13 protein-coding genes are annotated in these 13,778 nt (G+C 70.8%); 9 read left to right on the top strand and 4 right to left on the bottom strand.

What is annotated here, in order from left to right; translation table 11 throughout:
* Positions 1-325 precede the first annotated feature (325 nt).
* Positions 326-550, top strand: a complete 225-nt coding sequence (locus HYV14_03520; protein MBI2385066.1) for a hypothetical protein — start codon at positions 326-328, stop codon at positions 548-550.
* Positions 551-625: 75 nt separating this feature from the next.
* Positions 626-2,023 carry a DEAD/DEAH box helicase gene (locus tag HYV14_03515; GenBank protein ID MBI2385065.1) on the top strand — a complete coding sequence of 466 codons (1,398 nt, stop codon included), beginning with the start codon at positions 626-628 and terminating at the stop codon, positions 2,021-2,023.
* Here HYV14_03515 and HYV14_03510 read toward each other — a convergent pair.
* Positions 2,017-2,337 carry a hypothetical protein gene (locus HYV14_03510; GenBank protein ID MBI2385064.1) on the bottom strand — a complete coding sequence of 107 codons (321 nt, stop codon included), beginning with the start codon at positions 2,335-2,337 and terminating at the stop codon, positions 2,017-2,019. The two genes, HYV14_03515 and HYV14_03510, sit on opposite strands and share 7 nt — an antisense overlap.
* A gap of 86 nt (positions 2,338-2,423) precedes the next feature.
* Complete coding sequence (locus HYV14_03505) at positions 2,424-3,215, bottom strand: hypothetical protein (GenBank protein ID MBI2385063.1); 792 nt, start codon at positions 3,213-3,215, stop codon at positions 2,424-2,426.
* A 72-nt stretch (positions 3,216-3,287) separates the two neighbouring features.
* Between HYV14_03505 and HYV14_03500 the strand changes: the two genes are divergently transcribed.
* The 7 genes from HYV14_03500 to HYV14_03470 all read left to right on the top strand — a co-directional run bounded on the left by HYV14_03500 (position 3,288) and on the right by HYV14_03470 (position 11,426).
* The gene (locus tag HYV14_03500; GenBank protein MBI2385062.1) at positions 3,288-4,217 is read left to right on the top strand and encodes an aldo/keto reductase; all 930 of its coding nucleotides are present in this window, start codon (positions 3,288-3,290) and stop codon (positions 4,215-4,217) included.
* The gene (locus tag HYV14_03495; protein MBI2385061.1) at positions 4,202-5,392 is read left to right on the top strand and encodes an MFS transporter; all 1,191 of its coding nucleotides are present in this window, start codon (positions 4,202-4,204) and stop codon (positions 5,390-5,392) included. Before HYV14_03500 ends, HYV14_03495 begins: the two co-directional genes overlap by 16 nt.
* Before the next feature lie 94 nt (positions 5,393-5,486).
* Positions 5,487-5,813 (top strand): hypothetical protein, encoded by a 327-nt coding sequence (locus HYV14_03490; GenBank protein MBI2385060.1) that lies wholly within the window; start codon positions 5,487-5,489, stop codon positions 5,811-5,813.
* 47 nt (positions 5,814-5,860) lie between these two features.
* On the top strand, positions 5,861-8,980 hold the full coding sequence (locus tag HYV14_03485) for a hypothetical protein (GenBank protein MBI2385059.1): 3,120 nt from the start codon (positions 5,861-5,863) through the stop codon (positions 8,978-8,980).
* Positions 8,981-9,229: 249 nt separating this feature from the next.
* Positions 9,230-9,883 (top strand): hypothetical protein, encoded by a 654-nt coding sequence (locus HYV14_03480; protein MBI2385058.1) that lies wholly within the window; start codon positions 9,230-9,232, stop codon positions 9,881-9,883.
* The gene (locus tag HYV14_03475; protein MBI2385057.1) at positions 9,880-11,013 is read left to right on the top strand and encodes a CCA tRNA nucleotidyltransferase; all 1,134 of its coding nucleotides are present in this window, start codon (positions 9,880-9,882) and stop codon (positions 11,011-11,013) included. Before HYV14_03480 ends, HYV14_03475 begins: the two co-directional genes overlap by 4 nt.
* A 266-nt stretch (positions 11,014-11,279) precedes the next feature.
* Positions 11,280-11,426 carry a hypothetical protein gene (locus HYV14_03470; GenBank protein MBI2385056.1) on the top strand — a complete coding sequence of 49 codons (147 nt, stop codon included), beginning with the start codon at positions 11,280-11,282 and terminating at the stop codon, positions 11,424-11,426.
* Between the two features lie 40 nt (positions 11,427-11,466).
* Here HYV14_03470 and HYV14_03465 read toward each other — a convergent pair whose 3' ends face one another.
* Together HYV14_03465 and HYV14_03460 are read right to left on the bottom strand one after the other, a co-directional pair.
* Positions 11,467-12,576 (bottom strand): galactose oxidase, encoded by a 1,110-nt coding sequence (locus HYV14_03465; protein MBI2385055.1) that lies wholly within the window; start codon positions 12,574-12,576, stop codon positions 11,467-11,469.
* 176 nt (positions 12,577-12,752) lie between these two features.
* Entirely contained in the window at positions 12,753-13,685 is a 933-nt protein-coding gene (locus HYV14_03460) for a hypothetical protein (protein MBI2385054.1), read from the bottom strand.
* Positions 13,686-13,778 lie beyond the last annotated feature (93 nt).

Raw genomic sequence — 13,778 nt, 5'->3', positions numbered from 1 at the left:
GCGGCCGGGAGCCATGGACGCCGTGTGACCGTTTTTTCGCCGAGCTACGCCCGCGGCAGCGGGCGCCGCGCTCCCTCGAAGCCCTTCCAGGGGTCCTTCTTCAGGCGCGGCAGGACGGTGCGCACGTCGAACCGGTCCGACCGCATCGAAGGCGTCAGCTCGGACCAGGCTAGCGGCGTCGCGACCGGGGCGCCGGGGCGCGCGCGGCGAATAGGCGCCGACGGCGGTCGCGCCGCGCTCGTTGCGCAGGTAGTCGATGAACAGCCGCCCGCGCCGGGCCGCCTTGTTGAGCCTGGTCGTGTAGAGGTCCGGAGCGTCGGCGGCCATGAGCTCCGCGAACGCCTTGCAGAACGCCTTCGCCGCGGGCCACGTCGCGCCCGGCTCCAGCGGCACCGCGACGTGCAGGCCCTTGCCCCCGGTCGTCTTCAGGAAGGCGGCGAGCCCCAGGGTCTCCAGGCGCGCGCGCTTCCTCCTCCGCGGTCCGCGGCCGCCCGCCCTTGTGCCGCCGGGTGGAATGCTCCATGGCTCCTCCGTGCGCTTTTATCGATGATAGCCGGCGCCGGGGCGCAGGTTCCATGGACGCCGCGAAAAGCCTTCATGACGGCGCTTTATGTAGACTGTAGGCGTGAAATCATTCGACGACCTGAAGCTGTCCGCTCCCCTGGCCCGCGCGATCGCGGAGCTCGGCTACTCGGCCCCGACGGACATCCAGAAGGAGGCGCTGCCGATCCTGCTCGGCGTCCCCACCGACTTCATCGGCCAGGCGGCCACCGGGACCGGCAAGACCGCGGCGTTCGGCATCCCGCTGCTCGAGCAGGTCGACGCGGCCAAGAAGCACGTCCAGGGCCTGATCCTGTGCCCGACGCGCGAGCTCGCCGTCCAGGTCTCCGGCCAGATCAACCTCTTCGGCAAGCACAAGGGCGTCAAGGCGGTCCCGATCTACGGCGGCGCGAGCTACGCCGCCCAGCTCGACGGCCTGAAGCACGGCGCGGCGATCGTCGTCGGCACGCCGGGCCGGATCATCGACCTCATCGACCGGGGCGCGCTCAGGCTCGCGGGCGTGAAGACGGTCGTCCTCGACGAGGCCGACGAGATGATCTCGATGGGCTTCAAGGAGGATCTGGAGAAGATCCTCAAGGCGACGCCGCGGGAGACCGGCCACATCTGGCTGTTCTCCGCGACGATGAGCCCGGGCGTGCGGCGCGTGGCCGACGCCTACCTGCGCAAGCCCAAGCAGGTGCAGATCAACCGCGGCGAGATGCTGTCGACCACCGTCGAGCAGGTCTACTACCTCGCGCGCGAGTCGGACAAGGTGGACCTGATCGTCAAGATCATCGAGTCCGCCGACGAGTTCTACGGCCTCGTGTTCTGCCAGACCAAGGCCCTGGTCATGGACGTCCAGCAGGCCCTGACGGTCCGCGGCTACAAGGTGGACTCCCTGCACGGCGACAAGTCCCAGCACGACCGCGACCGCACGATGAACGCCTTCCGCGAGAAGAAGCTGACCCTGCTCGTCTGCACCGACGTGGCCTCGCGCGGCCTCGACGTGAAGGAGCTCACGCACGTCATCAACTTCTCCATCCCGCGCGAGATGGACGTGTACGTCCACCGCATCGGCCGCACCGCGCGCAGCGGTAAGGCGGGCCTGGCGATCAGCCTCGTCAGCCCGAGCAACCGGCACATGATCAGCCGCATCGAGCACATGACCAAGAGCCGGATGAAGGAGGGGAAGATCCCCACCCGCCAGGAGATCGGCGCCCGGAAGGTGGCCAAGATCCTGACCGCCTTCCAGGAGAAGGACAAGTACTTCCGCGCCGCCGAGTTCCTCGGCCCCGACTGGGAGCTGGCCACGGACGAGATGGATCTCAAGGAGATCATCGCCCGCTTCCTGTGCCTGCTCACGCCGGAGACCTTCGAGGACGCCAAGCCCGCCGCCCCGCTTCCTTCAATAGCGGCCAAGCCCCCGTCCCCGTACCACCGCAAGCCCGATCACAAAGGGCAATACAAGAAGCGGCCTCACTGAGCCGGCATCGTCGGAGCGGGGGCCGTCTCGACGCCGAGCGCCTTCATCACCTCGTCCGCGTCCTTGTACTCGACGTTGTTCTTGAGCTTCTTGTTGATGCAGGCCTTCTCCGACTTGGGGAACTCGTCGGGCATCTCTTTCTTGCACGCCTCCTTGATCGCCTTGCCCTTCGCGGGGTAGGTCACGTGCATCTCAAGGTGCTGCTTCAGCTTCACCGTGTCGCTGAAGACGCAGGCCTTGTCTTCCTTCGCGGACGCGGACCCGGCCGCCGCCAGCAGTCCGAGGACGAGCATCGAGCCGATCATCGTTTTCATTTTTCCTCCTGAGTTGAGCGACGACGGAGGCTATCAAAGGGGCCTCGGGGCCGCCATGCACGCGGGGTAAAGGTCTCGTGATGGGTTCAGGGGTTGTCGAGCTTGAGGGTGAGGCACTTGGTCCCGCCGCCGGCCTTCATGAACTCGCCGAGCCCGAAGGCGGCGCTGCCCAGCCCGGCGCCGGCCAGCTTCCGCTCGAAGCTCTTGAGCGCGCAGGAGGAGACCGCGACGCCGTCGATCAGCATGCAGTTCGCGGCGAAGTCCTCGGCCTCCTCGAGGCTCAAGGCGACGCGCTTCTCCGACGGCGCGAGCGCCTCGATGGCCGCGCGGCCGTCGCGGCTGAAGGCCTGCGGGTAATACAGCACGACGTCGCCCAGCGGCGCGAAGCAGGTATCCAGGTGATAGAACCGCGGGTCGACCAGCTCGAGCGACAGCGGGCTCACTCCGAGCAGGTCCCGCACCTCGGCGTGGCTCTCGAGGGAGGTGCGCTGCCCGTAGCCGATGCACAGCGTGCCGCGGAAGAAGAGCGCGTCGCCCTCGCCTTCGAAATGGTTCTTGACGGCGAGGGTCTCGAAGCCGTGGCCCTCGAACCAGGCCTTGAAATGAGCGGTCTCGGGCCGTCGCTGCGCCGGGCGGAACGAGGGCAGGACGACCTTCTTCCCGAACACGAGGCCGCCGTTGGCGGTGAAGACGAAATCCGGAAGGCCCCGGGGCTGGTCCACCAGCTCGACGTCGACCCCCGAGCGGCGGTAGAGGTCGTAGAGGCGCCGCCACTGGCTCAGCGCGCGCCGGGAGCGGGCCTGGTTCCCGATATGCATCCACGGATTGATCTCGTAGGCGATCTCGAAATGGTCCGGGCGGGACATCAATACTCGCATGGGCCGAGGCTATCAAAGCGGCCGCCGGGCGCCCATGCCCGCCCGGTAAAGCTTTCTTGATAGAATGCCCGCGTGCGGATGAATCCCCTCGGCCGGTCCGGTCTCCAGGTGTCCGCGCTCTCGCTGGGCACGATGAACTTCGGCGCGGACTGGCACGGGGTGGGGGCGATCGACGACAAGACCGCGTCATCCTTGATCGACCTCGCGCTCGAGCGGGGCGTCAACCTCATCGACACCGCCGACATCTACGGCCGCGGCGCGGCGGAGGAGATGCTCGGCCGGATACTCAGGAAGCGGCGCAGCCGCTTCTTGATCGCGACCAAGGTGCTCGGCCGGATGGACGAGGGCGACCCGTCTACGGGCGGCCTCTCCGCGCGCTGGATCAAGAAAGCCCTCGACGCCAGCCTGAAGCGCCTGAAGACCGATCACGTCGATCTCTACATGCCGCACGGGTGGGACCGCGAGGTCCCCCTCGAGGAGAGCCTCCGGGCGCTGGAGGCGGCGGCTGAGGCCGGCAAGGTCCGCGTCCTCGGCTGCTCGAACTTCTCCGGCGAGCAGCTGGTCTCCGCGCGCGGGCGCTTCGCCTTCGACCAGGTGCAGTACAGCCTCGCCGCGCGCTTCGCGGAGAACGACCTCGTGCCGGTCGCGGAGCGCGACGGGGTCTCGCTGGTCTCGTGGAGCCCGCTCGCGGGGGGGCTGCTCAGCGGCAAGTACGCGTCGGCGGCCGCGTCCGGACGCCGCGCGGGCGCGGACGCCTTTCCTTACGTGGAGCCGCAGCGCGGCGCGGCCCTGGTCAAGGTCCTCCAGGCGGTCGCCGCGCTCGAGCGCTCGACCTGCGCGCAGGCGGCCCTCGGCTGGATCATGGGCAAGCCGTTCGTCGCGAGCGCGACGCTCGGCGCGCGCACGCCGGCCCAGCTGGCCGAGCTCCTGGACTCGAAGCCTCTTTCGCCGCGCGCGGCGGCCCTGCTCGACCGCGCCTCGGAGCTATGTTCACGGCCCTGAGCCACCGGAACTTCCGGCTCTTCTTCTTCGGCCAGTTCGTCTCCCTGGTCGGATCCTGGATGCAGAACACCGCGCAGGCCTGGCTCGTCTATCGCCTCACGAGGGACCCGCTGATGCTCGGGCTCGTCGCGCTGGTCGGCCAGCTTCCGGTGCTCGTCCTCGGCTTCTACGCGGGCTTCGCGGTGGACCACGCCGACCACCTGCGCCTCGTCAAGCGCACCCAGCTCCTGGCCATGGTCCAGGCCTCGCTGCTGGCGCTCCTGACCTGGGGCGGGCGCATCGAAGTCTGGCACGTGTTCCTGCTCTCGTTCGGGCTCGGCGTGGTCAACGCGTTCGACATGCCCGCGCGCCAGGTCCTGATCGGCGAGCTGGTGCCCGTCGACCACCGGCACAACGCGATCATGCTCAACTCGACCGTCGTCAACGCCTCGCGCATCGTGGGCCCGGCGCTCGCGGGGCTGGCCATCGCCTACGCGGGCGAGGCGGGCTGCTTCGGGATCAACGCGCTCAGCTACGTGGCGGTCCTGTTCGCGCTGAAGGCGATCCGCGGCGTGCGCCAGCCGCCGCCTCCGGAGCCGCGCGGCGGGCCGTGGCAGGAGATCGGCGACGGCATGGCCTACGCCTTCGGCCGCGAGCCGATCCGGCTCGTGCTGATGGCCCTCACGGTCGTGGGCATCGTGGGCCTCCCGGTCTACACCTTGATGCCGGTCTTCGCCGAGGACGTCCTCCATTCGGGCGCGAAGGGCCTCGGCATCCTGTCCTCGTTCTCGGGCGTCGGGGCGATGATCGGGGCCCTGGCCCTGGCGCGGCGCCGGGGCGCGGAGGGCGTGGGCGCGGCGATCGTCTCGGGCTCGGCCGGCCTGGCCGTCGCGCTGGCCTGCATGGCCTGGTCGACCCATTTCTGGCTGTCCTGCCTGTTTATGGCGATGATCGGCTGGTTCGCCATCCGCGTGCTGGCCGGGGCCAACACGGCGCTCCAGGAGCTGTCGGACGACCGGCATCGCGGCCGCGTCATGAGCTTCTACTCCATGATCTTCATCGGCCTCTCGCCGCTGGGGAGCTTCGTCGCGGGCGGCCTCGCCTCCCGGTTCGGCGCGGCCTGGACCACCACGGGCATGGCCCTGGGCATGGCCGCGCTCGCCGCGGGCTACGGCCGGCGCATGAGGCGGATATAGGCCTTATGGCCCAATTCGAGATGGGTCCTTGGGCTCTCACCGCCGGGCCCCGTCGGCCCGTGCGCCGGGGCGGCCGGGCGGCTACAATGTCGATATGAGTTCCATGGAGATGTACGTCAAGTTCATGTTCACCCTCACGGTCGGCCTCGTGGGCGTCGGCATGGTGCTCAAGACCCTCCTCGAGACGATCCTCCACGAGTGGGACGCGGTCGGCGAGATACGGGCCGGCTGGCGTTCGATGTTCCACGCCCGCCCTTACGCGGATTCGGTGCGCGCCGAGGACATCCTGATGGAGATCGAGCGCGATCACGTCAAGCGCCGCACCCCCGCGCACGAGCTCGACCGGCGCCGCGAGGCGCTGCGCGACCTGCGCGAAGCCGAAAGCCGCCTGTCCTCTCCCGCCGTCGCCGAAGTCGCGTAAGCCCGGACCTCGCTGGCGCGGCCGCGACGCTTTCGGTACACTGAGTCATGAGCCTTGAAACACGCGTGTCCGCGTGGCGCTTCCAGCGCCGCCGGGCCCTCGCTCTCGAAGCCGCGGCCCGCGTCCTGGGCTGGGGGCTCGCCGCCGCGGCGGCCATGGCCGCGGCCGACCGCCTCCTTCCCCTGCCGCAGCCGCTGCGCCTCGCGGCCTGGCTGGCGGGGGCCGCGGCGCTCGCCGTCCACGCCTGGCGCGGCCTGATCGCCCCCTGGCGCGCGGTCGATTGGGAGTCGGTCTTCGCCGACGCCGCCCGCCGCTGGCCCGAGACGCGGGCGATGCTCTCCCCGGCCTGGGCGCTGCGCTCCGAGAGCGGCGGCCGGGACGTGTCCGCCGAGCTGCGGCGCGAGCATCTCGCGAGGGCCGACGCGCTGGCGGCGGGGCTCCCGGAGTCGCCGCTGTACTCCTGGACGCCGTCGCGCGCGGCTCGCGCCGGCGCGGCCGCCGGCGCGGCGGCGACGCTGGCCCTGTGCCTGGCCGCCGGGGCGCGCGGCTCCTGGACGCGCGTGCTGGCGCCCTGGCGCGACGCGCCGCTCGACCGCCTCGTCGTCCTCCTTCCCGGCGACGCGAGCGTGGATCAGGGAGCGTCGGCCGTCCTGACCGCGCGCCTGACGCCCGAAGGCTCGGCCGCGGGCCTGCGCGGCGCGGACCTCGCGCTCGAGACCCGCGGCGAGGGCGGAACCTGGAGGGCGGCGTCGTGGGACGCCGTGGACGCGGTCTCCGGCTCGTTCGAGACGGGCGCCCTGGCCGGGCCGCTCGAGTATCGCGCCCGGAGCCGGGGCCTCGTCACCTCCGCGCGGCGCCTGCGGGCCGTGCCGGCCCCGCGCCTCGAGGACGCCAAGGCGGTCGTCCACGGCGCCCGCGGCGAGCGGACCTTCGTCCTCGGCGTGGACGCTCCGGTGCGCGCCCGGCGCGGCGACTGGGTGACGGTGCAGGGCGGCTCCGCCGCCCCGCTCGCGTCGGCCGCGCTGCGGCTGTCCGCGCTCCCGGCGCCGCTGCCGATGCGGGAGGACCGCGGCACGTGGTCGGCCGGGTTCCTGGCTCAGGAGGACGCGACCCTGTCCTTGGCCCTCGTCTCGGCGGACGGCCGGAGCGATCCCTCGCCGCCCGTCTACGCGCTGAGCGTCCTCGGCGACGGCAAGCCGACGGTCGAGCTCCTGTCGCCCCAGGTCCCGCTGCAGGCCGGGCCGCGGGACACGGTGACGATCGCCTACTCCGCGCGCGACGACGGCGCCCTGACGCGCCTGGAGCTCGTCGTCGCCCCCAGGGGCGCGGCGATCCGCCGGCGGGCGCTGCCGATCGACCGCGGCTCCTCGGAGACGCTCGGCGACGCCGTCCTCGCGCTGCGCGACCTCGCCCCGGGCGGCGCGGTCGAGTTCTGGCTCGAGGCGTCCGACGACGCGTCGCCTCCCCAGACCGCGCGCTCCGAGAAAGGCTCGGTCGACGTCGTCGACGTCGACGCGGAGCACGCCGAGGCGCTCGCGGCGCGCGAGCGGGCTCTCGCCGCGCTCGATCGCGCCGCCGCCGCGGCAGAGGCGGCCGCGAAGGCCGCCGCCTCCGGCGACGAGGACGCCGCGCGCGAGGCGGCCCGTCCCGTGAACGGCCTGTGGTCGGCCGCCGCGGGCGCCCTGATGGCGTGGAACGACGCGATGCGCGACGACCCGCGCGCCAACCCCGGCCTCGCCGACCAGGCCGCGGCCGCCGCCGAGAGCCTGGCCGCCGCGGGCATGGAAGGCCTTCCCAAGGCCGAGGCCGCGCTCAAGGAGCGCGACCTTCCCCGGGCCGCCCGCGAGCAGTCCGCGCTGGCCGAGCAGGCGCGCGCCGCGTCCTCCGCCCTGCGCGCGGGCGCGAGCGTGCAGAACACCCAGGACATGTCCGACCGCGCCTTCGACGCCGAGCGCGAGGGCCGCGCGCTGGAAGACTCCATCGAGCGCCTCAAGGAGAAGCTGTCCCCGGCCGAGGCGGCCGACCTGCAGAAGGCGCTGTCCTCCGTGGACGCGGCCCTCGAGGAGCTGCGGCGGTCCATCGAATCCCTTCCGGTCGCCTCCGAGGAGACGGCCAAGGTCCGCGAGCTCCCGCTCGAGGGCGCGCGCGAGGCGGCGTCCGCCCTGCGCCGCGCCCTGCAGAGCGGCGACGCCGCCGGCGCCGCGAAGGCGGCCAAGGATCTGGCGGAGAAGCTGTCCCGCGTCGCGAAGGGCCTGCGCGAGTCGGGCAAGCGCGCCGCCCAGTCCCAGGCGGGAAAGGCCAAGGAGTCGGCCGGACGCGTGGCGCAGGCCTGGCGCGAGGCCGTGGCGCGCCAGGAGAAGGCCGTCGAGGCCGCGCGCCGCCGCGAGAACGCGCGCCTCGCGGCGACGGTGCGGGCGCAGAAGGAGCTGCTCCTCCAGACGCAGGACGCGATCGACACGGCGCTGGCGTCCGCGCCCGCGGCCGAGGCGGAGCGCGCGGCCCGCGCGGCGCGGGAGCGCCTCAAGGCGGGCCGGGCGGACGAGGCGGTCCGGCTCATGCGCGCCGCCGCCGGCCAGTCCCGCCAGGCGTCCCTGTCCGACCGGGCGCGCGCCGCGGCGCACGAGGCGTCCGCGAAGGCCCTCGACGACGCCGCCTCGGCGCTCGAACGCGGCGTCGGCGGCCCCGCCCTCGACCCGGCCGCGACGCGCGAGGCGGCCGACATCCAGGCGGCGGCGCGGGAGTCGGCCGCGCGCCTGCGCCGCGTGGTCTCCGACGCGGCCGGCGTCCTCGGCGTCATGCCCGGCGGCCCGGCGCGCCGCATCGACGACGCGATGTCCGAGCAGGAGGCGTCCGAGGGCCTGCGGCGCGGCGAGGCCGCGCTGGCGATCCTCCAGGACGACGACGGCGCCTCCGAGGACGAACCCGGCGGCGGCACGGGCGGCGGCGGCGACCCCCTGAGCCGGCCCTTCGACATCCCCGGCGGCGCCGTGCGCTCCGCGCCGCGCGGCGCGCGCGGCAGCGCGACCGGCCGCGTGCGCCTGCCCTCCGCCGACGAGTACCGGCCCCCGCGCGAGCTGCGCGAGGAGCTCGAGCGCTCCCTGCGCGAGCCCCGCCCCGCCGCCCACGACTCCGCGATCAAGGAATACTTCCGTCGATTGACCCGATAGGGGGGACGGTGTCAGGTTCGCAAATTCGTCGAATTCTCACTCGGGCGGGGCGGAGAGTCGACGTCCGTCGGGGACGGGCGGGATTGGCCCCGCCCTCCGGGATAGACGCGACAATGACGGACATGGTCGCGTCAATCCCAAGCCCCTCCGGACGTCGACTCTCCGCCCCGTTCCCGAATTCAACGAATTTGCGAACCTGACACCAGGCGCGGGCGTCACCTGGCGTAGTGCGTTAGCTATAATCAGGGCATGTCATTCCAAGGGACCATCGAGGCGAACTGTCCGAACTGCACGGACGGGTTCGACGCTCCGATCTGGAGCTTCGTGCACGGCGGCAAGGACCCGATCCTGCGGGACCAGGCCAAGGCGATGGAGTGCAACCTCCTGCTCTGCCCGTCGTGCGGCGCGGCCTTCCTGCCCGAGGCGGCGTGGATCTACTACGAGCCGGATGACGAGATCCTCGCCTTCGTGTTCCCCCTGACGTTCAAGGCCGAGGAGGCGAAGTGGCGCGAGAAGATGTCGGCCGACTTCGCCGCGATGCGCGGCGCGCTCGGGGACCATCTGCCGGTCGGCCACGAGCCCGAGGTGTTCTTCGGTCCCGAGGGTCTCGCGCAGCTCCTCGAGTTCGAGGACTGGCGCCGCGACGAGCGCGACGTCATGGCGTTCTTCGCGAAAGACCTCAAGCTCGGCGTCTACCGGGCGAGCCCGTCGTGGGCGCGCGAGAACGCCGCCCCGTCCTGGCTCCCGTACGAGGGCAGGAAGCCGACGCGGGAGTCGGTCATCGCGGGGATCAAGAGGATCCTCGCGGCCAACGACCGCCTCACGGCGTGGGCCGATTACCTCGCGAAGCTGGAGAAGGACCCGTCGGCGGGCCTGCCGCCCGCCGCGCTGGCGGCGGATTGAGCGGAGCCATCACGCGGGTCGCCGTCCCCGGCGAGGCGGCGAAGATCCTGGCGCCGCTGGCCGCGGAGGCGCGCCGCCGCGCGACGCCGCTGTACGCCGTCGGCGGCCCGGTCCGCGACTGGCTGCTGCGCCGCCCGAACTTCGACCTCGACCTGACCGTCGCCGGCGATCCCGATCCCATCGCCTCCGCCGCGGCCCGCCTGCTCGGCGGGACCGTCGAGGCGTTCGGCCGCTTCGGCACGCGCCGCGTCGTGTCGGCGGGGCGGTTCCGCGTGGACGTGGCGACGACGCGCGCCGAGACCTATCCCGAGCCGGCGAGCCTGCCCGTCGTCGACGCGGTCCGCGTCCCCATCGAGCGCGACCTGTTCCGCCGCGATTTCACGGTCAACGCCTTGGCCGTGCGCCTGGACGACGGCTCGCGTTCCTTGACCGATCCGTACGGCGGGCTGCGCGACCTCAAGGACCGCGTCCTGCGCGTGCTCCATCCCGCGAGCTTCCACGACGACCCGACGCGCGTGTTCCGCGCCGCGCGCTTCCTCGCCCGGCTCAAGTACCGTGCGGCCCCGGGCATGGTCGACGAGGCCCAGGACGCGCTGGCCGCGGGCCACGCCGCCAAGCTCTCGCCGCACCGCCTGCTCCACGAGCTCGTCTCCCTGCTGGGCGAGAGGGACCCCCGTCCGGCGTTCGCGCTCCTCAAGTCCTGGGGCTACCTGGACCTGATCCATCCCGACCTGCCGTGCGCGCTCGCCTTGCCCGCCGGGGTCGAGCCGCGCCTGGCGGCGCTGGCGCTGGCTCTGGGCGCGGAGAAGGGACGGGCGTTCGTCGACGCCTTCCCTCATCCCCACCACCTCCGAACGATCCTGCACGAGGCGCTGGCCCTGGCGTTCTCGGACAAGTCGCCGCGGACCGCGCCCGAGCCTCCGGTCGCCGCCGCCGTGCGCCGCTTCCTTCCGAAGGCGCCGCCGGCGGCGCTGAAGCCCTGCTTCCTGACGGGAGCCGACCTCATCGCGCTCGGCCACAAGCCCGGCCCCGAGTTCCACAAGCTGCTGGACGGGGCCGCGAAGCTGCAGCGCGCGGGGAAGCTCAAGACCCGCGCTGCCGCGCTCGCCTGGCTTCGTCCTCGGGGTTGATGGCGACGGCCGCCGGACGTGTTGCCCTTTTCGTTTTTTGCTTTTAAGCAGCGGGAACCGTAATAAAGGCCTTAAAGCGCGTCGTTCCGGCCTCCTGCTGCTTAAAAGCAACGAACCGGAAAGAGGACGGGTCCGATTGGCCGGTGTCGTCTTGATCCGTCGCGGGCGCCGGGAGAGCGCGCGCGGGGCTGGGCTTGGGGAAATCCACCGGCCAGCCTTGATGCGCCAGGATGCGACCCAGCTCCCGGTCGTCTTGGATGAGTGCCGTGAGAACCATGACGCCGCCGCACTTGACGCACAGCACGGGGCTGACCTCGAAGACTTTCTTCAGGCATGCCGCCCACGCGCGCGCCGAGGCGCGGACGGCCTGGCGCGCCGCTCGCTCGACCTTTCCCAACACCGTCACCAAGTAGCTAGATCGGCACCGCGGCGGCGCGAAGGATCAGGAGCCCCTCACGGCGTCGGGGGTCCCGGATCGTATTGCTCGTTCGCCGAGAAAACCGTCGCCCCGCCGCTTCCTCCCATCACATACACCCTGCCCGCGACGGACGCTCCGGCCGCGTTGTTGCGCGCTGTCGGCATGGGCGCCCGGGTCGTCCAAGCATCCGCCGACGGATCATACTCCTCGTTCACGTCCAGTCCACCCGACGAATTGGCTCCGCCGACGATATACACCTTGCCGCGCGCGACGGCTCCGGACCGAACGTTCCTGGCCGTAGGAGTCGGCGCCCGGGTCACCCAGGTGTCGGTTGCCGGGCTGTATCTCTCGTTGACGTTCAAGAAACCCGAATTGTTGCCTCCGTCGATCGCATAGATAGCGCCGTTGACCGCGGCCGCAACCAAGGTGCTGCGGGGCGTCGGCATAGGCGTCGCTGCGGCCCATGCGTCGGTCGCCGGGTCATAAACCTCGTTCGTCGCGACGATCCCGGATAAGGTGTTTCCGCCCAAAGCGTAGATCTTGCCGCCCGCCGCCGCCGCCGCCAGATCCTGCCGGCCCGTAGGCATGGGGGCCTTGGTCGTCCAGGCGTTTGCGGCCACGTCGTATTCGAAGTTCGTGTTCAAACCGACGAGAAAGGCGGTGCCGCCTCCCATGGCGTAGATCTTGTTTCCCACCGCCGCCGCGGACAGGGCGAGCCTCACGTCGGGCATGGGAGCCTTGGTCGTCCATGAGTTCGTCGCCCGGTCGTACTCCTCGTTCACGTTCGTGACGGTGAGAGAGTTCCCCGTCGGGCCGCCGATCACGTAGATCTTTCCTCCGACGACAGCCACCCCCGCTTGGTGCCTCGGTGTGATCATCGGAGCCTTGGTCGTCCAAGAATCCCCCGCCGCGCGCCCGGCAGCATGCGTTTCTTTGAGGGCAAGGCCTGCTCTCGATGCCTTTTGCTCGAGGTTCGAGAAGGCGCGCGAAAGCGCGTCGGCCGAGCGCTCGATCGAGGTGTTGGAGATATCATCGATAGGGGCGGGCATCTCGACGGCCCGCGCCGTGGAAAGTGCGAAGGCAAAGATTCCGCCACTCAAAGTGCGGGCGAGCAAATTGCGAATCGGGTGGGCTGATGCGTTCATGTTGTCTCCTGGAAACGCGAAGCTGAGCGAACTATGGGAAGATATTAGAACCCCAGTACGCGGAGACCAATCGCCGAAGAGCAATGTTATTATGTGGGAATTATGAGTAAGCGCCGACGCGAAGAGCATGGATGAGAGACGCGGGAGGCCGGAAAAAACGCGCGGTGAACGATCGGTCAGCGCTTCTCGGGCGCCGTCTCCATGAGCACGGCCGCAAACCGGGGATTGCCTTTGATCCCTTCAAGCCAAAGGCGCAACGGCTTGTCGACGACGGACAGCTTCATCTTGGGCAGGATCTGGAACCAGTCCGCCTCGCTGTCCTTGCGCGCGTAGACGGACTCGAAGGTCCACCGAGCACCCTCCTTAGAAAGGAGGCGCAGCAGACGGATATCGAAGTCCGTCTCGACCGGCTCCGCCTTGACCTGACCGGCCGCGAGGTCCGCCAGATTGCCGCGTATGAACTCCGTTTCATCCGGCGGCCCGCGCAATCCGTTGAGTTCGGGAACGGCCGGGGCACGCGAAGAAGTCGACAGGGCATAGGTCGCGCTCGAATATGCGAGGCCGAGTTCGCTCGATGAAGCCTCGAGGCAGCCCCCGCCGCGCACGCGTTCGAGGGCGGTCAGGATTTGACGACGGGCACGCGCTTGCACGCGAGGGTCGTAGGCGAGAAAGGTTCTGAAGCGTGACTCGACCCAGACGAGTCGGACGTAGCCGCGAAGATAATCCTGAGGTGCGGCGGCAAAGTGTCTCTTGACGCAGGCGATGATGAGCGGAGCGCGGGTCTCCCGGTCAATGCGGTCGGCCTCACGTTCGAGGTCGCCCTTCGCGAGAGACGGTCCGCCGTGGGCCCGCATCGCTTCCTCGGCGATCGCTGCCTCTAGCAGACGCATGAAGGCGGCCTTGCGGGAGGTCAAGGCGCCCTCTCCATAGCAGGCCTGGGCGGCCTGGTAATCCGAGAGGTCCTTCTCCGAAACGACGGGGCGCCCGTCGAGCAGTGCGACGGCCGTGTCCCTCGGCGAGGGCGCGGCCGCAGCGTGTCTCCCTGCGAAGAGCAACGACGCCCACACGATCGCCGCCGTTCGTATCATTGATTTGTGCGCTCCGCTCATGCGATCAGGTCGATGAAAGGATATATTACGCTCCGGTGGCGCGGCATCACATAACCGGAGAGTAACCTTCGGATGTTGGAATTATGGAGGGAG

The organism is Elusimicrobiota bacterium (genome assembly GCA_016182905.1).
In the GTDB taxonomy this organism is placed as follows: domain Bacteria; phylum Elusimicrobiota; class Elusimicrobia; order UBA1565; family UBA9628; genus GWA2-66-18.
Note: the sequence above shows the minus strand (reverse complement) of the source record. Positions and strands in the feature narration are given on the sequence as shown.